Genomic DNA, 21,349 nt, shown 5'->3' with positions numbered 1-21,349 from the left:
GCTCCCTTAGTTTGCATGCATTGATTTTGCGTGCTTTTCTATTATGTAAATAAATGAGACCGAGATTATGGCTACCCAGAATATTCGTATTCGCTTAAAAGCATTTGACCATCGTTTAATCGATCAGTCTGCTCGTGAAATTACTGAAACAGCAAAAAGAACCGGTGCACAAGTGCGTGGACCTATTCCTATGCCAACTCGTAAAGAACGTTTCACGATCCTAGTCTCACCTCACGTCAATAAGGACGCTCGTGACCAGTATGAAATTCGTACTCACAAGCGTCTGCTAGATATTGTTGATCCAACAGAAAAAACTGTTGATGCATTAATGAAGCTAGATTTGGCTGCTGGTGTAGATGTTCAATTAGAATTACGTTAATCGTGGTTTAGCCGATCATCAATCGTTATGATGGGCAATAAATAATAAATAAGGAAATGGTATGAGTATTGGTATCATTGGTAAGAAAATCGGCATGACTCGTGTGTTTGATGAGAATGGTGTATCTACTCCGGTAACGGTTGTAGAGGTTCAAGCGAACCGCATCACTCAAATCAAAACACTTGAAAATGACGGTTATTCTGCAATTCAAGTTACAACTGGTTCTGTGCACGCTGGACGTGTTAACAAGCCAGCAGCTGGACAGTTTGCGAAAGCAGGTGTTGAAGCTGGAAGAGGTTTGTGGGAGTTTCGTGTTGATTCAGCTGCTGAGGCTGAAGGTTTAGAAGTAGGTTCAGAGCTTACTGTTGAGCGTTTCAACGAAATTCCTGTGGTAGATGTTACTGGAACAACCAAAGGTAAAGGTTTTCAAGGTGGTATTAAGCGTCATAATTTTACGATGCAAGATGCAACTCACGGTAACTCTATTTCTCACCGTTCTAACGGTTCAATCGGGCAAAACCAAACTCCAGGTCGCGTTTTCAAAGGTAAGAAAATGTCTGGACATATGGGTGATGTTCGTCAAACAACACAGAATCTTGATTTAGTGAGAGTTGATGCAGAAAATAACCTGTTATTGATTAAGGGTGCAATCCCTGGCGCTAAAAATAGTACTGTTATTGTTCGTAAAGCTGTTAAGTAAGGTGGGCATTATGGAATTAAAATTAATCGAATTATCAACGGGTAAAGAAAACGGAACAGTTTCCGTTTCTGATGCTTTGTTTGGTACAGAATTCAATGAAGCGCTTGTTCACCAAGTTGTAACTGCATATATGAGCGGTGGCCGTCAAGGTACTAAAGCTCAGAAGAACCGTGCAGCTGTTAGTGGTGGTGGTGCTAAACCTTGGAATCAAAAAGGAACTGGTCGAGCTCGTGCGGGTACTAGTCGTGGCCCTATATGGGTTGGCGGTGGGCGTGCGTTCCCAGGTCATAACCGTGATTTCTCTCAGAAAGTTAACAAAAAGATGTATCGCGGTGCGATGAAATCTATTGTTGCTGAGTTAAATCGTTCTGGACGTCTGATTGTGGTCGATGACTTTACAGTTGATGCTCCAAAGACAAAAGAATTTAAAGCTAAGTTGGCACAATTAAATGTGACAGATGCTTTAGTTATTACAGAAGGTTTTGATGAGTATTTGTACTTGTCAGTTCGTAATCTTTATAGCGCTGATGTTTGTGATGTTGCTTCAATTGATCCAGTTAGTTTAATTGGTTTCAAAAATGTTGTAATGACTCAAGGTGCTGTTAAACAACTAGAGGAGCAATTAGCATGAATCAAGAAAGAATTCTAAAGGTTTTGCTAGCTCCGCATATCTCTGAGAAAGCTGCAATACTTGCAGACACTCGCGAGCAATATGTGTTTAAAGTTGAGCCTACAGCAACTAAAACTGAAGTTAAGCAGGCAGTTGAGTCTTTATTTGATGTAAAGGTTCAGTCTGTTAACATGATCAACATTAAAGGTAAGCGTAAAATCTTTAAAGGTCGTCAAGGTCAACGTAATGGTATCCGTAAGGCGATCGTGCGTTTGGCAGCTGGCCAAGAAATCGATTTTTCGACTGCTGAGTAAGGAGTTACAACATGGCAATTATTAAAAAGTCTAAACCGACTTCTCCAGGTCGTCGTTTTATGGTTCATATTATTGAACCGACATTGCATAAAGGTAAGCCTCACGCAGCGTTACTAGAGAAGAAATCAAAGTCTGGTGGTCGTAATAACAACGGTCGTATCACCGTTCGTCATCACGGTGGTGGACATAAACAGCATTACCGTATGGTTGATTTCAAGCGTACCAAAGTAGGTGTTCCTGCTACGGTTGAGCATCTTGAATATGATCCAAACCGTTCAGCGCATATTGCATTACTTAAGCATGCTGATGGTGAGTGGTCTTATATCATTGCTCCTAGACATCTAGCCGCTGGTGACCTTGTTGAAACAGGTGATCACGTTTCTATTAAGCCTGGCAACTGTTTACCGCTTAGAAATATCCCTGTCGGTACTGTTGTCCATAACGTAGAGATGCGTCCTGGAAAAGGTGCTCAAATTGCACGTAGTGCAGGTGTGTCTGCTTCTCTTGCTGGTAAAGATGGAGCTTACGTTTTACTTAAGCTTCGTTCAGGTGAAATGCGTAAAATTCTTGCTGAGTGTAAGGCGACTATCGGTGAAGTTGGTAACGCCGAACACAGTCTTCGTAAGCTAGGTAAGGCTGGTGCTTCGCGCTGGCGTGGTGTTCGTCCTACCGTTCGTGGTGTGGCAATGAACCCTGTTGATCACCCGCACGGTGGTGGTGAAGGTCGTACTTCTGGTGGTCGTAACCCATGTACTCCATGGGGTGTTCCTACTAAAGGTAAGAAGACTCGTAGCAATAAGCGTACTGATGGAATGATCGTACGTCGTCGTAACAAAAAATAAGGAAGGACACTGATGCCACGTTCAGTTAAAAAAGGACCTTTTGTTGATCATCACTTGTATAAGAAAGTGATCGAGGCGCAAGAATCTGGTAATAAACGTCCCATTAAAACTTGGTCAAGAAGATCTATGATTCTTCCTGACATGATTGGTCTTACAATCGCAGTTCACAATGGTAAAGAGCACATTCCAGTTTTCGTATCTGAAAACATGGTTGGTCATAAACTTGGCGAGTTTTCATTAACTCGTACTTACCGTGGTCATACCGCGGATAAGAAATCTAAGCGATAGTAGGAGATTAATATGCAAGTTAGTGCAACACATAAGTTTGCCCGTATTTCTCCTCAGAAAGCGCGCTTAGTAGTTGATCAGATCCGTGGTAAAGATATTGAAACTGCTGTTAACATTCTGTCGTTCAGCGACAAAAAAGCAGCGGATCTAATTAAAGCGGTTTTAAATTCAGCCATCGCCAACGCCGAGAATAATGAAGGCGCTGATATTGATGAATTGGTAGTTACAGCAGCATTTGTTGATGCAGGTCCGATCATGAAGCGTATGCGCGCTCGTGCTAAGGGTCGCGGTAACCGTATTTTAAAACGTATCAGTCACATTACTGTTACAGTTGGCGAAAAGTAAGGAGAATCAGAATGGGTCAAAAAGTACATCCTATTGGTATTCGTCTTGGTATTAGTAAAGATTGGAATGCACGTTGGTATGCGGATAGTAAGAACTTTTCTGATTTTCTTGTCAGTGATGTTGAAATCCGTAAAGAGTTACATAGCAAGCTTGGTCATGCTTCTATTAGTAAGATTCACATTGAGCGTGTAGCAAATGGAGTTCGTGTAACGATCCATACTGCCCGTCCAGGTGTTGTTATTGGTAAGAAAGGTGAAGATATTGAAAAGCTAAAGCAGTCTTTGTCAAAAATGACAGGCATGCAAGTTAGTCTTAATATTGAAGAAATTAAAACACCAGAATTGGACGCTAAGCTTGTTGCAGAAGGTATTGCTCAGCAACTTGAGAAGCGTATCCAGTTCCGACGTGCTATGAAGCGTGCAGTAGGTAATGCAATGCGTCTAGGTGCTGAAGGGATTAAGGTTGCCGTTTCAGGTCGTTTAAATGGAACTGATATTGCACGTGGTGAGTGGTATAGAGAAGGTCGAGTACCTCTTCATACTTTCCGTGCGGACATCGATTATTCAGCTTTCGAAGCAAATACTACTTACGGTAAAATTGGCGTAAAAGTATGGATCTTCAAAGGTGAGAAACTTGGTAAATTGTCGTTAACTGATAATGCACCATCTAAGGGCAAGAAAGGCCGTAACTAAAAGGATAACTAACTATGTTAATGCCTAAACGTACTAAATTCAGAAAAGTACACAAAGGACGTAACCGTGGTTTGGCGCAAGTCGGAAACAAAGTTAGCTTCGGTGATTTCGGTCTTAAAGCCTTAGAGCGCGGAAGAATGACTTCACGACAGATCGAAGCTGGTCGTCGTGTTATGACTCGTCACGTAAAACGTGGTGCAAAAATTTGGATTCGAGTATTCCCGGATAAGCCGATTACTAACAAACCTCTTGAGGTTCGTATGGGTAAGGGTAAGGGAAGTGTTGAATATTGGGTAGCTCAGATTCAGCCTGGTCGTGTTTTATACGAGATTCAGGGTGTTGATGAGAAGCTTGCTAAAGAAGCGTTTGCGCTTGCTGCAGCTAAGCTACCTTTTAAAACACAAGTTGTAACGAAAACGGTGATGTAAATGACTGCTAAAGAATTAAATGAAAAGCCAGTTGATGAGCTAAGAACAGAATTGCTTAATTTGTTAAAAGAGCAATTCAATTTAAGAATGCAAAATGCTACTGGTCAGTTATCTAACTCTTCTCAATTGAAAAAAGTTCGTCGTTCAATTGCTAGAGTTAAAACCATCATTCGTCAAAAAGTGAGTGTATAAAGATGACTGGTCAAGAAAAGAAAGCCCGTACAATGCAAGGTGTTGTTGCTAGCAATGGTATGCAAGATTCTATCGTTGTTAATACTTCGCGCTATGTAAAGCATGCTAAGTACAAAAAATTTATTAGAAAATCTACTAAAGTTATGGCACATGATGCTGAAAACATTTGTGGTGTTGGCGATACAGTCACCATTCAGGAATGTAGACCTTTGTCAAAAAACAAGTCTTGGACATTAGTAAGTATTGATAGTAAAGCTAAGATTTAACTTTTATAGCATTCCGGGGATTGTTCTGTTATAATTCCCGAAATGAATAAAGCCACTCTAAAGAGTCAGCCTGATTTATTTTCAGGGACTACTCTTTTAAGTGGTTTTTGTGCTGTAAGTAATTTTTATTTTTTATGGATGGAGTACCACCATGATTCAGATGCAAACAGTGCTTGATGTTGCTGATAACAGCGGAGCACGACGCGTCCAATGCATTAAAGTGTTAGGCGGATCAAAACGTCGTTACGCTAGTGTTGGTGACGTTATTAAAGTGAGTGTTAAAGAAGCAGCACCTCGCGGAAAAGTGAAGAAAGGTGATGTCTATAATGCTGTAGTGGTTCGTACTGCTAAAGGTGTTAGACGTCCTGACGGTTCTTTGATTAAGTTTGATGGCAATGCTGCCGTTATGCTTAATGCAAAATTAGAGCCAGTTGGAACACGTATCTTCGGACCTGTAACTCGCGAGCTGCGTAATGAAAAATTTATGAAAATTGTTTCATTAGCTCCTGAAGTACTATAAGGAAGAAGGTATGAATCGTTTAAAGAAAGGTGATGAAGTTATCGTAATTACTGGTAAGGACAAGGGGAAAAGAGGTTCTATTTCTTCTGTTCAGACTAACGGTAAGGTTCTAGTTGATGGTATTAACTTAGTTAAGAAACACACTAAGGGTAACCCTCAGACGGGTGCTCAGGGTGGGATTCTTTCAAAAGAAATGCCTATCGATGCCTCAAATGTGGCTTTGGTAAATCCTGAAACTAATAAAGCTGGCAAAGTCGGTATTAAAGTTGAAGGGGATTCTAAAATCCGCTTTTTTAAATCTACTGGTAAAGCGATCGACGCTTAATATAGGGTAGAAAATGGCAAGTTTACAGAAAGTATATCAAGATCAGGTTGTTGCTAAGTTAGTAGAGCAATTTGGTTACAAGTCTCCAATGCAGGCGCCTAAATTGATTAAGATTACAATCAATATGGGTGTTGGTGAAGCAATTGGTGATAAGAAGGTCCTAGATCACGCAGTCTCTGATATGGAAGCAATTTCAGGTCAGAAAGCAGTTAAAACATTGGCACGTAAGTCTGTCGCTAGTTTTAAAGTTCGTGATGGTTATCCGTTAGGTTGCAAAGTGACTTTACGTGGTGCCAAGATGTATGAGTTCCTAGATCGTTTAATCAATATCTCATTGCCTCGTGTAAGAGATTTTCGTGGTGTTAACCCGAAAGCATTTGATGGTCGTGGAAACTACAACCTAGGTATTAAAGAGCAAATTATTTTCCCTGAAATCGAATTTGATAAGATTGACAAGATCCGCGGTATGGATATTAACTTTGTCACGACTGCAAATACGAATGATGAGGCGAAAGCTCTTTTAGAAGCCTTTAATTTTCCATTCACGAAATAGGGGTTCACTGATGGCTAAGCAATCAATGATTGAACGTGAAAAGAAGCGTGCAAAGATAGTAGCAAAGTTTGCTACTAAACGTGATGCGTTAAAAACAGCATCAGTAGACATGGCACTTAGTTTTGAAGAGCGTATGGAAGCAATGGAAAAGCTAGCAGCTCTTCCTCGTAATGCTTCTCCAGTTCGTCAACGTAATCGTTGTCGTATGACTGGACGCCCTCACGGTGTTTATAAAAAGTTTGGTTTATCACGTAACATGCTAAGAGAATTAGCAATGCAAGGTGATGTGCCTGGTTTAAGAAAAGCTAGTTGGTAAGGATAATTATCTATGAGTATGTCTGATCCAGTTGCTGATATGTTGACACGAATTCGTAACGGCCAAATGGCCGGTCACGCGAAAGTAAATATGCCTTCTTCAAAACTTAAAGTAGCATTAGCTAAAGTTTTGACTGCAGAAGGTTATATTTCAACATTCAGTATTAAAGAAGATGAAGGGAAAGGGAAAGCTGAGTTATCAGTAGACCTAAAGTATTTTGATGGGAACCCTGTCATTGATATGATTAAGCGTGTTAGCCGTCCAGGTTTACGTGTTTATAAAAACAAAGACGAGTTACCTAATGTAATTGGTGGTCTTGGTATCGCTGTAATTTCAACGTCTAAGGGTATTATGACTGACCGTGACGCTCGCCAAGCGGGTGTTGGTGGCGAAGTTATTTGCTACGTAGCATAAGGAATCTATTATGTCTAGAATTGCAAAAGCTGCTGTTGTAGTCCCTTCAAGTGTACAGGTTACATTTGACGGTACTGAAGTAACGGTAAAAGGCGCTAAGGCTTCATTGACTAAAAAGTTCAATGCGGCAGTTGCGTTTAAGTCTGAAGACGGTCAAGTATTTTGTACACCAGTTGATGGTGCTGCAAACGGTTGGGCGCAAGCTGGAACAGCTCGCTCAATCATTAACAGTATGGTTGTTGGTGTTACAGATGGTTTTGAGAAGAAATTACAGTTGGTTGGTGTTGGTTATCGTGCAAAAGCTGAGGGTAATGTTTTAGACTTGACTCTTGGTTTTTCACACCCGGTAAAGCATGCTATACCGGCCGGCATCACTATTGAGACTCCGTCACAAACAGAAATCGTTGTAAAAGGCGCGGACAAGCAAGTTGTTGGACAAGTTGCTGCTGAGATTCGTGCATACCGTCCACCTGAGCCTTACAAAGGCAAAGGTGTTAAGTATGCTGATGAGCGTATTTTACGTAAAGAAGCTAAGAAGAAATAAAGCTGGAAGTTGATATGAATAAGAAAACAGCCCGTCTTCGTAGAGCTAAGAAAACTCGTGCCAAAATATTTGAGCTACAAGTGCCAAGATTGTGCGTACATCGTACATCTCAGCACATATATGCTCAGCTGATTTCAGCTAATGGTACCGAAGTTATTGCTGCATGCTCTACCGTTCAAGCGGACGTTAAGAAAGAAATCAGCAACACTGGTAACAAAGATGCTGCTAAAGCTGTTGGTAAATCAATCGCTGAAAAAGCAAAAGCAGCTGGTGTAACAGCTGTTGCTTTTGATCGTTCAGGGTTTAAATACCACGGCCGTATCCAAGAATTAGCAGACTCAGCCCGTGCAAACGGTCTTGAATTTTAAAGGAAGGATAAAATATGTCTTCACGTGAATTACAAGACGATGGAATGATTGAAAAGTTAGTAGACATTCGTCGTGTTGCCAAGGTTGTAAAAGGTGGACGTGTATTTAGTTTTTCAGCACTAGCAGTCGTTGGTGATGGTGAAGGTCAGGTAGGATTTGGTAGCGGAAAAGCTAGCGAAGTTCCTATTGCGATCAAGAAAGCCATGGAAAAAGCTCGTCGTAACATGAAAGATATCCATCTTAATGATGGAACTATCCAATACCCAATTAACTTCAAACAAGGGGCTGTTAACATTGTTATGCTCCCTGCGTCAGAAGGTACTGGTGTTATTGCTGGTGGTGCTATGCGTGCAGTGTTAGAAGCTGCAGGTGTTAAAAACGTACTTTCAAAATGTATCGGCACAACACGCCCTGTAAACGTTGTACGTTCAACTGTGAATGCTTTAGTTAGTATTTCCAGTCCTGAGCATATTGCAGCTAAACGCGGTAAAACAGTCGGTCAAATTTTAGGTGAGTAATATGTCAGATAAAAAATATGTCACAGTGACGTTGGTAAAAAGCACCATTGGTCGTTTACCAAATCACAGAGCATGTGTGTCTGGGCTTGGTCTAAGAAGGATGCACCAAACAGTTAGCGTTATTGATACTCCAGAAAATCGTGGAATGATCAATAAGGTTCACTATTTGCTAAAAGTAGAGGAAGCATAGTATGCAACTTAATACTCTAAAACCAGCAGAAGGTTCTAAATCTGAAAGAAAGCGCGTCGCACGCGGTCAGGGTTCTGGCTGGGGTAAGATGGGTGGACGTGGTCATAAAGGTCAGAAATCTCGTTCTGGTGGTATGCCTAGAATCGGCTTTGAAGGTGGGCAGATGCCTCTTCAAAGAAGACTTCCTAAGGTTGGCTTCAGATCAAGAAAAGCTGCATATGCAACTGAGATTCGTCTTGATTTATTAGCAAAAATTGAAGCGGATGTCATTGACATTGCAGCTTTAAAAGCAGCTGATATTATCGGTGATAAAATCAAAGTTGTTAAAGTTGTTTGTTCTGGTGAAATTACCAAAGCAATCAAGTTGTCTGGTATTAAAGCAACTGCGGGTGCCAAAGCGGCAATCGAAGCTGCCGGTGGTGCTGTAGAAGCTTAATATGAATAGTTCTAACGCAACTTCAGGTATGAGTGATTTAAAGAACAAGATTTTATTTGTTCTTGGGGCGATCGTCGTCTTTAGACTAGGTACACATATACCTGTACCGTCTATTGACCCAATTGCATTAGCTGCGATGTTTGAACAGCAAAAGGGTACGATCCTAGACATGTTTAACATGTTTTCGGGTGGTGCTCTTGAGCGTTTATCTATCTTTGCATTAGGTATTATGCCTTATATATCTGCCTCTATTATTATGCAGTTATTAACCGTGGTATCGCCTTCTTTAGAACAATTAAAGAAGGATGGAGAGCAGGGTCGCCGCAAAATCACTCAATACACGCGTTATGGTACCGTTGTTTTGGCAACGTTCCAGGCGTTGGGTGTCGCAATTGCTTTAGAATCTCAAAATATTAATGGTATGTCTGTTGTAGTGGACCCTGGTCTACTCTTTAGATTGACTGCAGTTGTGACGCTTGTTGGTGGAACAATCTTCTTAATGTGGCTTGGTGAGCAAATCACCGAGCGAGGCATAGGTAACGGTATTTCACTGATTATCTTTGCGGGGATTGTTGCTGGATTACCATCTGCTTTGGGTGGTACGTTCGAGCAAGTGAATACAGGTGCTCTTCACGCAATAACAGTGTTTGTTTTACTTGCACTTATCTTTGCTGTGATTGCTTTCGTTGTCTTTGTAGAACGCGGGCAACGTCGTATTCCAGTCCATTATGCGCAGAAATCGCGTAGTAATAGACATTACGGCGGTCAAGAGTCTCACTTACCATTAAAGTTAAACATGGCTGGGGTTATTCCTCCTATCTTTGCCTCTAGTATCATCTTGTTTCCAGCTACTCTTGGTGGTTGGTTCGGTGCTGCTGAAGGTATGGGTTGGTTAAAGGATATTGCAACGACAATGTCCCCAGGACAGCCTCTTTATGTTTTGCTTTACGCAATTGCGATTATTTTCTTTTGTTTCTTTTATACAGCGATTGTTTTCAATCCGAAGGAAACGGCAGACAACTTAAGAAAGTCAGGTGCCTATTTACCAGGAATTAGACCGGGTGCTCAAACTGCACGTCATATTGACGGTATTATGGGTCGTTTAACCTTAGCGGGTGCGATTTATATTACAGCGGTTTGTTTGTTACCTGAGTTCTTAATTCTTTACTGGAATGTCCCGTTCTATTTTGGCGGAACATCACTACTGATCATTGTTATTGTTGTTATGGATTTTATGACTTCAGTGCAAGCCCAAATGCAGTCGACACAGTATGCAGGCATGATGAAAAAATCAAAACGCAAGAGTCGATAACCAATTTGGTTGTCACTCTAGTATTTAGTCTGAAAAACAAGTATAATACTCTGTTTTTCAGTAGATGGATTTAAAGGGAGCGCACTATGGCACGTATTGCCGGTGTAAACATTCCAGTTAACAAGCATATTGTTATCGGTTTGACTTCGATCTACGGGATTGGTTCAACTACAGCAAAAGCAATTTGTGCTTCTGTTGGATTGGACTCATCTACGAAAGTTCGAGAACTAAGTGAAGTTCAGTTAGAAGCACTTCGTTCAGAAGTGACAAAATTTAAAATTGAAGGTGATCTTCGTCGTGAAGTATCTATGAACATTAAGCGATTAATGGACATGGGTTGTTACCGCGGAATTCGTCATCGTCGTAGTCTACCTATGCGTGGACAACGTACAAAAACTAATGCACGTACTCGTAAAGGTCCTGTAAGACCTATTAAGAGATAACGCATAATTGCGAGAGAAGATTATGGCTAAAGCAAAAGCAAATTCGCGTGTTAAGAAGAAAGTAAAACAGGTTGTGACAGATGCAGTAGCACATGTCCATGCTAGTTTTAACAACACAATTGTGACTATCACAGACCGTCAGGGTAATGCACTGTGCTGGGCTACTTCAGGTGGGAGCGGTTTCCGTGGTTCACGTAAAAGTACGCCTTTTGCTGCGCAGGTCGCTGCAGAACGTTGTGGCCAAATGGCCCACGATTTTGGTGTTAAGAACTTAGATGTTATGGTTAAAGGTCCTGGACCTGGCCGTGACTCTGCTGTTCGTGGCTTAAATGGTGCAGGATTCAAAATTACATCAATTGCTGATGTAACTCCAATTCCGCATAATGGTTGCCGTCCACCTAAGAAACGTCGCGTTTAATATTTGAGGTAATCATGGCTAGATATATTGGTCCAAAGTGTAAACTTGCCCGTCGTGAAGGTACTGACTTATTTTTGAAAAGCGGTGTTCGTAGCATCGAATCAAAATGTAAAATTGATCAGTTACCTGGACAACATGGTACAGGACGAAAGAAAGTAACCGAATACGGCTTACAGCTTCGTGAAAAACAAAAAGTTCGTCGTATGTACGGCGTATTAGAAAAAAAGTTCCGTCTTTATTACAAAGAAGCAGATCGTCGTAGAGGTTCAACAGGTGTTAACTTGTTGCAAATTCTTGAAAGCCGTCTAGATAATGTTGTATATCGTATGGGCTTTGCATCGACTCGTGCTGAAGCACGCCAGTTGGTATCACATAAATCAATTTTAGTAAACGGTCAATCAGTTAATATCCCTTCTTATGAAGTGGGTGCTGGTGATGTTGTTGCTATTAGAGAGAAATCACGTAATCAAACGCGTATTGCTTCTGCATTAGATTTAAATGCTCAAGCTGGTACGGTTAGTTGGGTTGAAGTGAATAAGACTGCATTTGAAGGAACATTTAAAAATCTTCCTGATCGTACAGATCTTTCTTCTGATATTTCAGAAAACCTAATCGTTGAGCTTTACTCTAAGTAAAACCTGATACGGAGATACCCTCGAATGCAAGAGATGTTAGAACAGTTGTTGACGCCTCGTTTGGTTGATATTAAAAGAAAAAGCGAATTTCATAGTCGTGTTACGTTAGAGCCACTTGAACGTGGTTTTGGACACACACTAGGAAATGCACTTCGTCGTATTTTATTATCTTCTATGCCTGGTGGGGCTATAGTACAAGCAAGAATTGAAGGTGTTTTACACGAATATTCTTCTATTGAAGGTGTAAGAGAAGATGTGCTTGAAATTCTTTTAAACCTGAAAGAAGTGGCTGTAAAACTTAATGCAACAGACCATGCAGAATTAACGTTAAGCAAGAAGGGTCCTGCGATCGTTCGAGCTTCAGATATCGTCTTAAACCACGATGTTGAGATTGCTAACCCAGAACATGTCATTGCACATGTTGCTGAAGGTGCAGAGTTGAATATGACTTTAACTGTACGTTCAGGAATGGGTTATCAACCTGCGGTAAGAACTGAAGAGGATTCTGGAATCGGTGTTTTACGTTTAGACGCTAGTTTCAGCCCGATTCATACAGTAAGTTATGAAGTTCAGAATGCACGTGTTGAGCAACGTTCAGACCTAGATAAGTTGATTATCGATATTGTCACTGACGGTACTTTAGATCCTGAAGATGCCATTAAGCAGGCAGCAACGGTTCTACATTATCAACTGAATGCTTTTGTTGATCTTAAGCATAAGGAAGTTGTAGCGCCAGAGGAAGAAGATAATGAGTTTGATCCTATCTTCTTACAACCTGTTGATGATTTAGAATTGACTGTTCGTTCAGCTAACTGTCTGAAAGCAGAACAAATCTATTATATTGGTGATTTAGTACAGAGAGCAGAGCCTCACTTACTTAAAACACCTAACTTAGGTAAAAAATCTCTGCAAGAGATCAAAGATGTTCTTGCGCAAAGAGGTTTGAGCTTAGGGACTAAATTAGAGAACTGGCCGCCAGCAAGTTTGGTTAGTAAAGAGTCAGCATAAAATAAGGAAGCTATCATGCGTCATGGTAAAACAGGTCGTAAGTTAAATCGCAATAGTTCACACCGTAAGGCAATGTTTAAAAACATGTCTGCTTCGCTTATCGATCACGAAGTTATACGTACAACGGTTGCTAAAGCGAAAGAACTTCGTGGAATTGCTGAACCTATGATTACACTTGCTAAAGTAGACAGCGTACATAATCGTCGTCTTGCTATGGCACGTTTAGGTGATAAAGCAATGGTTGGAAAATTATTTTCTGAGCTTGGTCCTCGTTACCAAACTCGTCCAGGTGGATATATCCGCATTTTAAAATGTGGTTTCCGTCCTGGTGATAATGCACCAATGGCTATTGTTGAATTAGTTGATCGTCCGATCGCTGAATCAACAGAAGCTGCTGATTAATCAGCATTTAAAAACCGGTTTTTACCGGTTTTTTTATGCCTAAAATTCATCTAATGATCATCGATACACATTGCCATTTAGATTCACTTCTTGAATCTTCTGTAGATTTTTTGGACTCTCTGTCTATTTTTCAAAACGATCATTTAACTCCCCATTTTATCGCCATGTCAGTCAGTCCAGACAACTGGTCTGCTACACTCAAATTATCACTGTTGTATCCTAATATTCATGCTAGCTTAGGCATCCATCCCTGGTACGTTACGGCACAGAGTCGTGCTAGTCTTCAGTCACTTGAAGATCTATTGAATGTTGAGTGTGTTGTTGCTTTAGGTGAAATCGGCTTGGATTTTTCAGCCACCTACCAACATAGTAAGCTATTTCAAATGGACGTGCTTGAAGCCCAATTATCTTTAGCAGAAAAGTTTAGTAAACCAATTTCGATACATGTTGTTAAGGCACACAATGAACTTTATCAGAGCCTGCGTCAACGTAGTATGACGGGTATCATTCATGGTTTGGGCAGTAGTCTAGAAGTGGCTCAAAATTATGTCGATTGCGGTTTTAAAATTGGTGTGAATGGCGTGCTATTACGTGGGAATGCTCATCGATATCATGCTTTAGTTCGGTATTTTGGAACTGAGCACCTCGTTTTAGAAACGGATTACCCTAATGTAAAGTTACCAGGCCAGGCCAAATCTAATTTGCATGATAGCATTCGAGTAGCTGAACAGGTGGCGACACTACTCGGTCTTTCTTTTGACGATGTTTTAAAGACGCTTAATGACAATGCTGAACAGATCTTTCAACTTAGTTCTTCATAATAATGAGAGCTCAAAATCGAGCTTACTCAATTTCACACGGAATAAATATGACTAATGACCCATTATACGAACGTAGTTTACTCGTCTTTGCCGAAATAGGGTTGCAACAATTGCAGGCCGCTCATGTATTGGTGGCCGGTGTCGGTGGTGTAGGGGGATTTGTCGCCGAAGCATTGGCCCGGGCAGGAGTTGGTTGTATCACATTGATTGACCATGATAGCGTTTCCCTATCTAATAAAAATAGGCAGATCATTGCCCTAGATTCTACGATGGGACTCAATAAGGCGGAAGTCATGGCAAAACGAATCGCCGATATTAATCCGGACTGTAAAGTCATTATCTCTCGAGATTTTATACGGCCAGATGATATGGAACGAGTACTTTCAAAGCCCTATGACTTTGTAGTCGATGCAATAGACAGCTTGAATTGCAAGGCCGCCTTAGTGATTATGGCTGTACAAAAAAAAATCCCAGTGGCTTCAAGTATGGGGGCAGGAAGAAGGATTGATCCGTCTAAGATTCAATTAGCGGATATTTCTAAAACCTACGGCTGTGCCTTGGCGAGAAATATGCGCCAGAGGTTGAAGAAGCAACGCATCCATAAAGGTGTCATTACGGTTTTTTCAAGTGAACTTCCACAAGCGCCGGGTCCAATGGAGGAGATAGAGGGATCACGTGGTCGTGTTGTCAATGGGACGGCAAGTTATATGCCGGGAATTTTTGGATTAATGTTGGCAGGGAGAGTGATTCAGATCCTAGCGGCACCTAAGCCAGAGATAGTTCACTCACGACAAGAAAACGCTTAATTTAACAACGGATATAGGCCCTGTTTGTTGACCTGTTGTTGTGCATTTTTAATAAGATCCTTTTTTTGGAACTCATTTATGATGTTTTTTATGATTGGTTCACTTTGTGAAAGCCGCATCCCAGCCTGCAATTTTGAATCATAGAGTATTTTTAGAAGTAAATAATCCAATCCCGTCAATAACTCTATTCTACTCGCATCATTTGCAATACTTGGATTGACCCAATCAGAGTCATTTGGCAATCCCATTATTTGAGTGGTTTCTTCTACAATACAGGTAACGAGCAGTCCTCGGCTATAAACGTGGTCTACTGGAATGATAACTACAGCTTGTTCGATTTGATGTTGAGCATTCAGTGTAAAGCTTCCCATACAATGACTTTCACGTTCTATATTTCTAACTTTAGACTTGGACACCTGCTGGATGACTCGGCCGTAGTCTGTATCTTTGGTTAGATGAATATGTAGGTTCGGTTTCTGTTGTCTGTGAGAGCTCAGTTTTTCGTTCGAAATAAGTTGAATGGGATGCTGTGTGATTTGTTGTAAATGCTGTAAGTGTCGATTGAACAGTCTTTCAATGACAGGATTCTGTGGGAGGTTATGATACACAAATTTGTAGAATATCGGTTTCTGCCACTTAATAATCCGTTGCTGAGTTTTTCGGTACTCGTTTTTTAAGGCGATTTCATTGAATGCCTTTTGTATGTAGCTGGGAGACTGCCACTCAATAGCATTCATTTGCTCGTTAGCGCTGCTGGCTGGTATCCAAAAGAGTATCACCAGTAGAAAGGTTAGCTTGTAACCTAAGAAGTCCTTGAGGGCGATGTTAACCACGTATCACCCCACGAGGGTATTTTATGGAGTGATCAGGCCTGGTCATCCTATACAGCGGCTGGCAATAACAGTTTTTTAAGATAAAATCCGGTAAATGATTCCGCGGCCTGTGCAATTTTTTCAGGCGTACCCGTGGCAACAATTAATCCACCACCAGAACCACCCTCAGGGCCTAAATCAATGACCCAGTCGGCGGTTTTAATCACATCTAAATTGTGCTCGATAATTACAATGGTATTGCCTTGATCGCGCAAATGACGAATCACTTTTAAGAGTAATTCAATATCATGGAAGTGTAATCCTGTCGTTGGTTCATCGAGGATATAAAGTGTATTTCCGGTGTCGCGTTTAGAGAGTTCTTTCGCCAGTTTAACTCTTTGGGCTTCACCACCAGAGAGTGTGGTTGCACTCTGTCCAAGTTTGATATATCCCAAGCCAACTTCCATAAGCATTTGCAGCTTACGTGCAATCACCGGAATGACTTCAAAAAAGGCGCGGGCGTCTTCGATAGTCATGTCGAGTATTTGATGGATGTTCTTGCCTTTGTATTGAACCTGTAGCGTCTCACGATTATAGCGAGCGCCCTTACAGACATCGCAAGGTACGTAAACGTCTGGTAAAAAATGCATTTCAACTCTGATTACGCCATCACCTTGACAAGCTTCGCAGCGTCCACCCTTGACATTAAAGCTGAATCGCCCGGGTGTATAGCCGCGTGCACGGGATTCGGGAGTTGCTGAAAGCAGTTCTCGAATGGGTGTGAATAACCCGGTATAAGTCGCCGGATTGGAGCGCGGCGTACGACCAATGGCACTTTGGTCGATGTTAACCGATTTATCAAAATTCTCCATGCCTCGCACAGCGGTATAAGGTGCTGGAGTCTGCATCGCTTTGTTGAGCATATTGGCGGCAAGTTTTGAAAGTGTACCGTTGATCAGTGTAGATTTACCCGAACCAGAAACGCCGGTGATGCAGGTTAATAGACCTGCGGGAATAGATAGTTCAACATCCTGAAGGTTATTACCGCTTGCACCTTCAATCGTGAGCCACTTGTCTTCCTGTGGCGCTAAACGTGTTTCTGGAATGGCTATTTTACGTACTCCACTCAAATACTGACCAGTTAAAGAGTTCGGATCGTTGGCGACAAATTCTGGTGTGCCTTGTGACATAATTCGGCCACCATGTATCCCGGCACCCGGTCCTATGTCTAAAACATAATCTGCTGCGCGGATGGCATCTTCATCGTGTTCAACGACGATAACGGTATTGCCGATATCGCGCAAATGGAATAAAGTTGAAAGCAGGCGGTCATTGTCACGTTGATGAAGGCCTATCGAAGGTTCATCTAAAACATACATGACACCCACTAAGCCTGCACCAATTTGGCTGGCCAAACGAATACGCTGTGCTTCACCACCGGAAAGAGTATTTGCACCTCGATTGAGCGCAAGGTAGTTCAATCCTACATTGACTAAAAAGGTAAGGCGCTGAAAGACCTCTTTGACAATTTTACTAGCAACTTGGCCCTTAGCACCTTCTAGTGTGAGTTCACTGAATATTTGGTGCAACTCACCCACCGGACGCTCGGTGATGGAGGGTAAGTTTTGATCGTTGACAAAGACGTTACGCGCAATTTCGTTTAAGCGTGTGCCGTGGCAACTTTCACAGGGTTGCGAAACACGATATTTTTCAAGTTCATCACGTACGGTTTTGCTTTCAGTTTCAGTAAAGCGACGTTCCATATTTGGAAGCACCCCTTCGAAACGACGAGTATCACTGTATCGGCCATGGGGTAAAGGAATTTTTTTCCCACCCGAGCCAAAGAGGATGATCTGTTGATGTGTTTCATCCAGTTCTTCCCAAGGGGTTTCAATGTCGAAGGCATAGAAGTCCGCAACGGCTTTAAGTATGTCGTAATAGTATTTATGGCGACGATCCCAGCCACGAATGGCACCGCCTGCTAAACTGAGTTCAGGGTGGGTAATGACGCGTTCTGCTTGAAACGTATCTTTAACCCCTAAACCATCACACGTTGAACAAGCACCATGTGGATTATTGAAAGAGAAAATACGTGGCTCTAATTCAGGCACGCTGTAACCACAGTGCGGGCAGGAGAATTTCTCTGAAAACAGCAGAGCAAAATCATCCTCGTCGTCCATGGGTAACACTTGAGCGATCCCATCTGCTAGCTTAAGCGCTGTCTCAAAAGATTCCGCCAGTCGCTGTTTCATGTCATCTCTGACTTTAAAGCGATCAACAATGACATCAATGTTATGTTTTTTATTTTTGTCCAGCTGAATTTTGCCGTCTAAATCGATAATTTCACCATCAATCCGTGCGCGAATAAAGCCTTGTGCTTGGAGTCCTTCCAATAGATGAACGTGTTCACCTTTTTTGCTACGCACAATCGGTGCAATCAATAAACACTTGGTACCTTCAGGCAAGTTCAATGTATGGTCAACCATCTGACTGACGGTTTGTGCTTCTAAATCACAACCGTGAGTAGGGCAGCGCGGTGTACCAACACGGGCGTACAGCAGACGTAAATAGTCATAAATTTCTGTAACGGTACCGACGGTTGAACGTGGATTATGCGAGGTAGACTTTTGTTCTATGGAGATCGCTGGCGAGAGACCTTCTATATGATCTACATCAGGTTTTTCCATAATCGATAAAAATTGACGTGCGTAGGCTGAAAGGGATTCAACATAACGACGTTGACCTTCCGCATAGATGGTATCAAAGGCAAGAGAAGATTTCCCTGAGCCCGATAAGCCAGTAATAACGATCAGTTTATCACGCGGTAATGTGACATCGATATTTTTTAAATTGTGGGTACGCGCCCCTTCAATAATGATTTCTTCGAGCATGCCTGTCCGTCAATTTTGAGTTAATTGAGTATTATAACAAGATTACCTTAATTTACATAAAGTGACTTAAGTCTGGTGAACGAACGGTAATTAAATGACCAGGCCTGGTCAAATGAAGATACCTTATAAAGAGTACTTCAATAAAGGTAAAAGCTACCATGAAACCCGTAACGGGTTCCAGGCCCTTACGGCGATAGCTGCAAAACGCCTGAAATGTCTACTCGAAGCGTACTTTCTCCCGAAGACACTGCTGGAGGAGCCATTCCTTCCGTCGTTAACATTCGATTAGGGGCGTAACTATGCATTATTGGCGGGTTGTAGGGTGTGTTAATACGCGTTTCCAGAATACGGTAGTCTGGTGCATGAAAGCCTTGGGCAATCATGGCAGATTGTTTTTGAAAGGTTTGGATCGCTTTCATCGTCAACTTCTGAGTGATGTCTGTTTTGAGCTGGGTAGAGACTCCGAATTGCATGGACTGGTAAGTGAGATAAGGCTGTAGATCTGTGAGCACTTTAATCAGTTCTGGTTTATTCTCAAGTGTAATTGTGAGGTTCTGCGATCCAGTCCAATGGGTGATGATCTGTTGTTTATTATAGGCGGGACGAATATGATATTGCGACGTTTGATGATTAACATCAGGATATTGATTGAGGACAATAAGGGCATCTTGCATCTTTACATTAATCTCATCAGCCACTATTTGTGCGGAGTTCCCTTGAGCGACATGGTTAAAGATAATGGTGAGCTGATCGTTAGGAATATTTTGGCTTTCAGAGATAGAAAAGTGAACCTGATTACTCTGAATTTCATTGTTGTGGTTTGTGGCTGCTTGAGCGATTGCCGAAGGACTAAGTAAGCTCGTTATACTAAGGGTTAATACCAGTAATAGCCGTTTGCTATTACGGCGCATCGTGTGCAGTAATCGATTAAACATCTGTCTCTCCATTAATTAAGGAGCCTTAACGTTTGTATAGGCGGTATAAGGCAGTAAAATAAAAATAAGCGTGATTCAAAACGCCATAGAATCAGACTTCGATTATAACTCGGTGCATTTCCAGCGGTGTTATAATTTGTCGCAGGTATTCTCAAGTCAATTTATCTGCAAATATCATCTACAACCAAGGAAGCCCAAGCATGCCAATTCCCCAACCCAATGCCATGAGTCCGGTAGAGCGCCGCGCCGCATTCTCCATCGCTGGAATTTTCTCAACTCGAATGTTGGGATTGTTTATGATTTTTCCGGTATTTGCTCTGTTTGCAGAAGGCGAATTTGTAAATGTAACCGGTATGCAAATCGGAATTGCCATGGGAATTTATGGCTTAACTCAGGCCTTTTTACAAATTCCATATGGCATGTTGTCAGATAAGTATGGTCGTAAACCCCTTATTATTACCGGGATGCTGGTGTTTATGGTCGGGTCGATCGTCTGCGCATTAGCCGACTCGATTGAGGTGATGATTCTGGGTCGAGCGATTCAAGGTATGGGTGCAGTGGCCGCAGTATTGATGGCCTCTGTTGGTGATTTAGTCACTGAACAATTTAGACTACGTGCCATGTCAATTGTCGGTATGACAATAGGGCTTTCTTTTACTCTTTCCTTGGTTGCGGGACCTGTCTTAGCGAACTGGTTTGGGGTGCGCGGAATTTTCTGGGCCATTGCAGGGCTGGCCATTTTTGGTATGATTTTAGTCTGGTGGGTGATGCCGGATATTAAGCATCAAGAATTTCAGCGAGAAGCACAAGCGGATCCAAAACAGTTCAGAGCGATCTTAAAAAACACCCAGTTATTACGTTTGAATTTGGGTGTCTTTATTTTACACGCCTTGTTGACGGCCATGTTTGTCGCTTTACCATTAAGCCTAAGAGATAATGCCGGGCTAGACATCCTAAGTCACTGGCACATTTATCTGCCCGTTATGTTGTTGTCATTTGCTTTAATGGTGCCACTTATTATTCAAGCCGAAAGTAAAGGTCGTATGAAACAGATATTTGTCGGTGCTGTGGGAGTGCTTATGCTGTCGCAAATTGGATTCGCCACCATTGATCCTAATTTTTGGTCATTGTTTGCATTATTGTTAGTATTCTTTACCGCGTTTAATTTACTAGAAGCTTCATTACCCTCACTCGTGGTTAAGTTGTCACCTGCGGATAAAAAAGGCACCGCAAGTGGAGTCTACTCTACTAGTCAGTTCTTAGGTGCCGCCGTGGGTGGTTTATTCGGGGGCTATTTTTACCAATATGATGGCTATGTCGGGGTTTTCGTTTTTACCGCCGTCATTAGCGGCATCTGGTTGATCGCTGCTATGAGCATGGATAATCCTCTGCCTCTGAGTATTGCTTCAGTACCTCTGGGGGATATCCATATTGAGGATGTCGCTGATATTGAGCAAAAGTTGCTCGCTTATGAAGGTGTCTATGAGGCCGTTGTGTTGTTGGATGAAAAGCGTGCATTTTTTAAAATTGATCGTAGCGTGATTAACGAAGCAGGGCTAATTGATTACATTGAGCAGAGTCAGTCAAGCGAACCTGTCAATCTAGTGCATATACCAATATAAACGG

General features: G+C 41.8%; 33 protein-coding genes. 30 read left to right on the top strand and 3 right to left on the bottom strand.

Going from position 1 to position 21,349, the window contains the following annotated elements; translation table 11 throughout:
* Nucleotides 1-67 precede the first annotated feature (67 nt).
* The 29 genes from rpsJ to F612_RS0107155 all read left to right on the top strand — a co-directional run bounded on the left by rpsJ (nucleotide 68) and on the right by F612_RS0107155 (nucleotide 15,085).
* Nucleotides 68-379, top strand: a complete 312-nt coding sequence (gene rpsJ / locus F612_RS0107295; RefSeq protein ID WP_019557108.1) for a 30S ribosomal protein S10 — start codon at nucleotides 68-70, stop codon at nucleotides 377-379.
* 61 nt (nucleotides 380-440) lie between these two features.
* On the top strand, nucleotides 441-1,079 hold the full coding sequence (rplC, locus tag F612_RS0107290; RefSeq protein WP_019557107.1) for a 50S ribosomal protein L3: 639 nt from the start codon (nucleotides 441-443) through the stop codon (nucleotides 1,077-1,079).
* A 10-nt stretch (nucleotides 1,080-1,089) separates the two neighbouring features.
* Nucleotides 1,090-1,710: a 50S ribosomal protein L4 gene (gene rplD, locus F612_RS0107285; RefSeq protein ID WP_019557106.1), complete on the top strand. Its 621-nt coding sequence runs from the start codon at nucleotides 1,090-1,092 to the stop codon at nucleotides 1,708-1,710.
* Nucleotides 1,707-2,003 (top strand): 50S ribosomal protein L23, encoded by a 297-nt coding sequence (gene rplW / locus F612_RS0107280; protein ID WP_019557105.1) that lies wholly within the window; start codon nucleotides 1,707-1,709, stop codon nucleotides 2,001-2,003. Before rplD ends, rplW begins: the two co-directional genes overlap by 4 nt.
* A gap of 11 nt (nucleotides 2,004-2,014) precedes the next feature.
* Nucleotides 2,015-2,845, top strand: a complete 831-nt coding sequence (gene rplB / locus F612_RS0107275; protein ID WP_019557104.1) for a 50S ribosomal protein L2 — start codon at nucleotides 2,015-2,017, stop codon at nucleotides 2,843-2,845.
* 12 nt (nucleotides 2,846-2,857) lie between these two features.
* Nucleotides 2,858-3,133 (top strand): 30S ribosomal protein S19, encoded by a 276-nt coding sequence (gene rpsS / locus F612_RS0107270; RefSeq protein WP_019557103.1) that lies wholly within the window; start codon nucleotides 2,858-2,860, stop codon nucleotides 3,131-3,133.
* Between the two features lie 12 nt (nucleotides 3,134-3,145).
* Nucleotides 3,146-3,478: a 50S ribosomal protein L22 gene (rplV, locus tag F612_RS0107265; RefSeq protein WP_019557102.1), complete on the top strand. Its 333-nt coding sequence runs from the start codon at nucleotides 3,146-3,148 to the stop codon at nucleotides 3,476-3,478.
* Nucleotides 3,479-3,489: 11 nt separating this feature from the next.
* Nucleotides 3,490-4,170 (top strand): 30S ribosomal protein S3, encoded by a 681-nt coding sequence (gene rpsC / locus F612_RS0107260; RefSeq protein WP_019557101.1) that lies wholly within the window; start codon nucleotides 3,490-3,492, stop codon nucleotides 4,168-4,170.
* 14 nt (nucleotides 4,171-4,184) lie between these two features.
* Nucleotides 4,185-4,598, top strand: a complete 414-nt coding sequence (gene rplP, locus F612_RS0107255) for a 50S ribosomal protein L16 (protein ID WP_019557100.1) — start codon at nucleotides 4,185-4,187, stop codon at nucleotides 4,596-4,598.
* Entirely contained in the window at nucleotides 4,599-4,790 is a 192-nt protein-coding gene (rpmC, locus tag F612_RS0107250; protein WP_019557099.1) for a 50S ribosomal protein L29, read from the top strand.
* Between the two features lie 2 nt (nucleotides 4,791-4,792).
* Nucleotides 4,793-5,056 carry a 30S ribosomal protein S17 gene (rpsQ, locus tag F612_RS0107245; RefSeq protein WP_019557098.1) on the top strand — a complete coding sequence of 88 codons (264 nt, stop codon included), beginning with the start codon at nucleotides 4,793-4,795 and terminating at the stop codon, nucleotides 5,054-5,056.
* A 151-nt stretch (nucleotides 5,057-5,207) separates the two neighbouring features.
* Nucleotides 5,208-5,576 carry a 50S ribosomal protein L14 gene (gene rplN / locus F612_RS0107240; RefSeq protein WP_019557097.1) on the top strand — a complete coding sequence of 123 codons (369 nt, stop codon included), beginning with the start codon at nucleotides 5,208-5,210 and terminating at the stop codon, nucleotides 5,574-5,576.
* A 10-nt stretch (nucleotides 5,577-5,586) separates the two neighbouring features.
* The gene (rplX, locus tag F612_RS0107235) at nucleotides 5,587-5,901 is read left to right on the top strand and encodes a 50S ribosomal protein L24 (protein WP_019557096.1); all 315 of its coding nucleotides are present in this window, start codon (nucleotides 5,587-5,589) and stop codon (nucleotides 5,899-5,901) included.
* Nucleotides 5,902-5,914: 13 nt separating this feature from the next.
* Nucleotides 5,915-6,454 (top strand): 50S ribosomal protein L5, encoded by a 540-nt coding sequence (gene rplE, locus F612_RS0107230; protein ID WP_019557095.1) that lies wholly within the window; start codon nucleotides 5,915-5,917, stop codon nucleotides 6,452-6,454.
* A gap of 10 nt (nucleotides 6,455-6,464) precedes the next feature.
* Nucleotides 6,465-6,770 (top strand): 30S ribosomal protein S14, encoded by a 306-nt coding sequence (rpsN, locus tag F612_RS0107225; protein ID WP_019557094.1) that lies wholly within the window; start codon nucleotides 6,465-6,467, stop codon nucleotides 6,768-6,770.
* A 12-nt stretch (nucleotides 6,771-6,782) separates the two neighbouring features.
* Nucleotides 6,783-7,184: a 30S ribosomal protein S8 gene (gene rpsH, locus F612_RS0107220; protein ID WP_019557093.1), complete on the top strand. Its 402-nt coding sequence runs from the start codon at nucleotides 6,783-6,785 to the stop codon at nucleotides 7,182-7,184.
* 10 nt (nucleotides 7,185-7,194) lie between these two features.
* The gene (rplF, locus tag F612_RS0107215) at nucleotides 7,195-7,728 is read left to right on the top strand and encodes a 50S ribosomal protein L6 (RefSeq protein WP_019557092.1); all 534 of its coding nucleotides are present in this window, start codon (nucleotides 7,195-7,197) and stop codon (nucleotides 7,726-7,728) included.
* 14 nt (nucleotides 7,729-7,742) lie between these two features.
* A complete protein-coding gene (rplR, locus tag F612_RS0107210; RefSeq protein WP_019557091.1) occupies nucleotides 7,743-8,096 on the top strand; it encodes a 50S ribosomal protein L18 in 354 nt (117 codons plus the stop codon).
* 14 nt (nucleotides 8,097-8,110) lie between these two features.
* Nucleotides 8,111-8,614: a 30S ribosomal protein S5 gene (rpsE, locus tag F612_RS0107205; protein WP_019557090.1), complete on the top strand. Its 504-nt coding sequence runs from the start codon at nucleotides 8,111-8,113 to the stop codon at nucleotides 8,612-8,614.
* Between the two features lies 1 nt (nucleotide 8,615).
* Nucleotides 8,616-8,804, top strand: a complete 189-nt coding sequence (rpmD, locus tag F612_RS0107200; protein ID WP_019557089.1) for a 50S ribosomal protein L30 — start codon at nucleotides 8,616-8,618, stop codon at nucleotides 8,802-8,804.
* Between the two features lies 1 nt (nucleotide 8,805).
* The gene (gene rplO / locus F612_RS0107195) at nucleotides 8,806-9,240 is read left to right on the top strand and encodes a 50S ribosomal protein L15 (protein WP_019557088.1); all 435 of its coding nucleotides are present in this window, start codon (nucleotides 8,806-8,808) and stop codon (nucleotides 9,238-9,240) included.
* 1 nt (nucleotide 9,241) lies between these two features.
* A complete protein-coding gene (gene secY, locus F612_RS0107190; protein WP_019557087.1) occupies nucleotides 9,242-10,552 on the top strand; it encodes a preprotein translocase subunit SecY in 1,311 nt (436 codons plus the stop codon).
* Between the two features lie 86 nt (nucleotides 10,553-10,638).
* Nucleotides 10,639-10,995 (top strand): 30S ribosomal protein S13, encoded by a 357-nt coding sequence (rpsM, locus tag F612_RS0107185; RefSeq protein ID WP_019557086.1) that lies wholly within the window; start codon nucleotides 10,639-10,641, stop codon nucleotides 10,993-10,995.
* A gap of 22 nt (nucleotides 10,996-11,017) precedes the next feature.
* Complete coding sequence (rpsK, locus tag F612_RS0107180; RefSeq protein WP_019557085.1) at nucleotides 11,018-11,413, top strand: 30S ribosomal protein S11; 396 nt, start codon at nucleotides 11,018-11,020, stop codon at nucleotides 11,411-11,413.
* Nucleotides 11,414-11,427: 14 nt separating this feature from the next.
* Nucleotides 11,428-12,048: a 30S ribosomal protein S4 gene (rpsD, locus tag F612_RS0107175; RefSeq protein WP_019557084.1), complete on the top strand. Its 621-nt coding sequence runs from the start codon at nucleotides 11,428-11,430 to the stop codon at nucleotides 12,046-12,048.
* Nucleotides 12,049-12,072: 24 nt separating this feature from the next.
* Complete coding sequence (locus F612_RS0107170; RefSeq protein ID WP_019557083.1) at nucleotides 12,073-13,056, top strand: DNA-directed RNA polymerase subunit alpha; 984 nt, start codon at nucleotides 12,073-12,075, stop codon at nucleotides 13,054-13,056.
* 15 nt (nucleotides 13,057-13,071) lie between these two features.
* Nucleotides 13,072-13,458 carry a 50S ribosomal protein L17 gene (gene rplQ, locus F612_RS0107165; RefSeq protein ID WP_019557082.1) on the top strand — a complete coding sequence of 129 codons (387 nt, stop codon included), beginning with the start codon at nucleotides 13,072-13,074 and terminating at the stop codon, nucleotides 13,456-13,458.
* Nucleotides 13,459-13,493: 35 nt separating this feature from the next.
* Nucleotides 13,494-14,279: a TatD family hydrolase gene (locus F612_RS0107160; protein WP_019557081.1), complete on the top strand. Its 786-nt coding sequence runs from the start codon at nucleotides 13,494-13,496 to the stop codon at nucleotides 14,277-14,279.
* Nucleotides 14,280-14,326: 47 nt separating this feature from the next.
* Nucleotides 14,327-15,085, top strand: a complete 759-nt coding sequence (locus F612_RS0107155) for a tRNA threonylcarbamoyladenosine dehydratase (RefSeq protein WP_019557080.1) — start codon at nucleotides 14,327-14,329, stop codon at nucleotides 15,083-15,085.
* On the opposite strand, the gene F612_RS0107150 is transcribed toward F612_RS0107155, so the two are convergent.
* The 3 genes from F612_RS0107150 to F612_RS0107140 form a co-directional block, all read right to left on the bottom strand.
* The gene (locus F612_RS0107150) at nucleotides 15,082-15,918 is read right to left on the bottom strand and encodes a DUF2927 domain-containing protein (RefSeq protein ID WP_019557079.1); all 837 of its coding nucleotides are present in this window, start codon (nucleotides 15,916-15,918) and stop codon (nucleotides 15,082-15,084) included. The genes F612_RS0107155 and F612_RS0107150 overlap by 4 nt on opposite strands.
* A 47-nt stretch (nucleotides 15,919-15,965) precedes the next feature.
* Nucleotides 15,966-18,788 carry an excinuclease ABC subunit UvrA gene (uvrA, locus tag F612_RS0107145; protein WP_019557078.1) on the bottom strand — a complete coding sequence of 941 codons (2,823 nt, stop codon included), beginning with the start codon at nucleotides 18,786-18,788 and terminating at the stop codon, nucleotides 15,966-15,968.
* Nucleotides 18,789-18,973: 185 nt separating this feature from the next.
* Entirely contained in the window at nucleotides 18,974-19,723 is a 750-nt protein-coding gene (locus F612_RS0107140) for an SIMPL domain-containing protein (RefSeq protein ID WP_019557077.1), read from the bottom strand.
* A gap of 200 nt (nucleotides 19,724-19,923) precedes the next feature.
* Here F612_RS0107140 and F612_RS0107135 point away from each other — a divergent pair, with 200 nt between their 5' ends.
* The gene (locus F612_RS0107135; RefSeq protein WP_019557076.1) at nucleotides 19,924-21,345 is read left to right on the top strand and encodes an MFS transporter; all 1,422 of its coding nucleotides are present in this window, start codon (nucleotides 19,924-19,926) and stop codon (nucleotides 21,343-21,345) included.
* Nucleotides 21,346-21,349 lie beyond the last annotated feature (4 nt).

The organism is Thiomicrorhabdus arctica DSM 13458 (assembly GCF_000381085.1).
Taxonomy (GTDB): domain Bacteria; phylum Pseudomonadota; class Gammaproteobacteria; order Thiomicrospirales; family Thiomicrospiraceae; genus Thiomicrorhabdus; species Thiomicrorhabdus arctica.
Note: the sequence above shows the minus strand (reverse complement) of the source record. Positions and strands in the feature narration are given on the sequence as shown.

Bases quoted from the DNA above. Each gene is read 5' to 3' on its own strand.
- rplE (WP_019557095.1), top strand. From the start codon at position 5,915: ATGGCAAGTTTACAGAAAGTATATCAAGATCAGGTTGTTGCTAAGTTA.
- rpsM (WP_019557086.1), top strand. From the start codon at position 10,639: ATGGCACGTATTGCCGGTGTAAACATTCCAGTTAACAAGCATATTGTT.
- F612_RS0107170 (WP_019557083.1), top strand. From the start codon at position 12,073: ATGCAAGAGATGTTAGAACAGTTGTTGACGCCTCGTTTGGTTGATATT.
- F612_RS0107135 (WP_019557076.1), top strand. From the start codon at position 19,924: ATGCCAATTCCCCAACCCAATGCCATGAGTCCGGTAGAGCGCCGCGCC.
- rpsS (WP_019557103.1), top strand. From the start codon at position 2,858: ATGCCACGTTCAGTTAAAAAAGGACCTTTTGTTGATCATCACTTGTAT.
- rpsC (WP_019557101.1), top strand. From the start codon at position 3,490: ATGGGTCAAAAAGTACATCCTATTGGTATTCGTCTTGGTATTAGTAAA.
- rpmD (WP_019557089.1), top strand. From the start codon at position 8,616: ATGTCAGATAAAAAATATGTCACAGTGACGTTGGTAAAAAGCACCATT.
- rplQ (WP_019557082.1), top strand. From the start codon at position 13,072: ATGCGTCATGGTAAAACAGGTCGTAAGTTAAATCGCAATAGTTCACAC.
- rplB (WP_019557104.1), top strand. From the start codon at position 2,015: ATGGCAATTATTAAAAAGTCTAAACCGACTTCTCCAGGTCGTCGTTTT.
- rpsJ (WP_019557108.1), top strand. From the start codon at position 68: ATGGCTACCCAGAATATTCGTATTCGCTTAAAAGCATTTGACCATCGT.
- uvrA (WP_019557078.1), bottom strand. From the start codon at position 18,788: ATGCTCGAAGAAATCATTATTGAAGGGGCGCGTACCCACAATTTAAAA.
- rpsQ (WP_019557098.1), top strand. From the start codon at position 4,793: ATGACTGGTCAAGAAAAGAAAGCCCGTACAATGCAAGGTGTTGTTGCT.
- rplF (WP_019557092.1), top strand. From the start codon at position 7,195: ATGTCTAGAATTGCAAAAGCTGCTGTTGTAGTCCCTTCAAGTGTACAG.
- rplD (WP_019557106.1), top strand. From the start codon at position 1,090: ATGGAATTAAAATTAATCGAATTATCAACGGGTAAAGAAAACGGAACA.
- rplP (WP_019557100.1), top strand. From the start codon at position 4,185: ATGTTAATGCCTAAACGTACTAAATTCAGAAAAGTACACAAAGGACGT.
- rplC (WP_019557107.1), top strand. From the start codon at position 441: ATGAGTATTGGTATCATTGGTAAGAAAATCGGCATGACTCGTGTGTTT.
- secY (WP_019557087.1), top strand. From the start codon at position 9,242: ATGAATAGTTCTAACGCAACTTCAGGTATGAGTGATTTAAAGAACAAG.
- F612_RS0107140 (WP_019557077.1), bottom strand. From the start codon at position 19,723: ATGTTTAATCGATTACTGCACACGATGCGCCGTAATAGCAAACGGCTA.
- rplX (WP_019557096.1), top strand. From the start codon at position 5,587: ATGAATCGTTTAAAGAAAGGTGATGAAGTTATCGTAATTACTGGTAAG.
- rplV (WP_019557102.1), top strand. From the start codon at position 3,146: ATGCAAGTTAGTGCAACACATAAGTTTGCCCGTATTTCTCCTCAGAAA.
- rpsN (WP_019557094.1), top strand. From the start codon at position 6,465: ATGGCTAAGCAATCAATGATTGAACGTGAAAAGAAGCGTGCAAAGATA.
- rplO (WP_019557088.1), top strand. From the start codon at position 8,806: ATGCAACTTAATACTCTAAAACCAGCAGAAGGTTCTAAATCTGAAAGA.
- F612_RS0107155 (WP_019557080.1), top strand. From the start codon at position 14,327: ATGACTAATGACCCATTATACGAACGTAGTTTACTCGTCTTTGCCGAA.
- rpsK (WP_019557085.1), top strand. From the start codon at position 11,018: ATGGCTAAAGCAAAAGCAAATTCGCGTGTTAAGAAGAAAGTAAAACAG.
- rpsE (WP_019557090.1), top strand. From the start codon at position 8,111: ATGTCTTCACGTGAATTACAAGACGATGGAATGATTGAAAAGTTAGTA.
- rplR (WP_019557091.1), top strand. From the start codon at position 7,743: ATGAATAAGAAAACAGCCCGTCTTCGTAGAGCTAAGAAAACTCGTGCC.
- rpsD (WP_019557084.1), top strand. From the start codon at position 11,428: ATGGCTAGATATATTGGTCCAAAGTGTAAACTTGCCCGTCGTGAAGGT.
- rplW (WP_019557105.1), top strand. From the start codon at position 1,707: ATGAATCAAGAAAGAATTCTAAAGGTTTTGCTAGCTCCGCATATCTCT.
- rplN (WP_019557097.1), top strand. From the start codon at position 5,208: ATGATTCAGATGCAAACAGTGCTTGATGTTGCTGATAACAGCGGAGCA.
- F612_RS0107160 (WP_019557081.1), top strand. From the start codon at position 13,494: ATGCCTAAAATTCATCTAATGATCATCGATACACATTGCCATTTAGAT.
- rpsH (WP_019557093.1), top strand. From the start codon at position 6,783: ATGAGTATGTCTGATCCAGTTGCTGATATGTTGACACGAATTCGTAAC.
- rpmC (WP_019557099.1), top strand. From the start codon at position 4,599: ATGACTGCTAAAGAATTAAATGAAAAGCCAGTTGATGAGCTAAGAACA.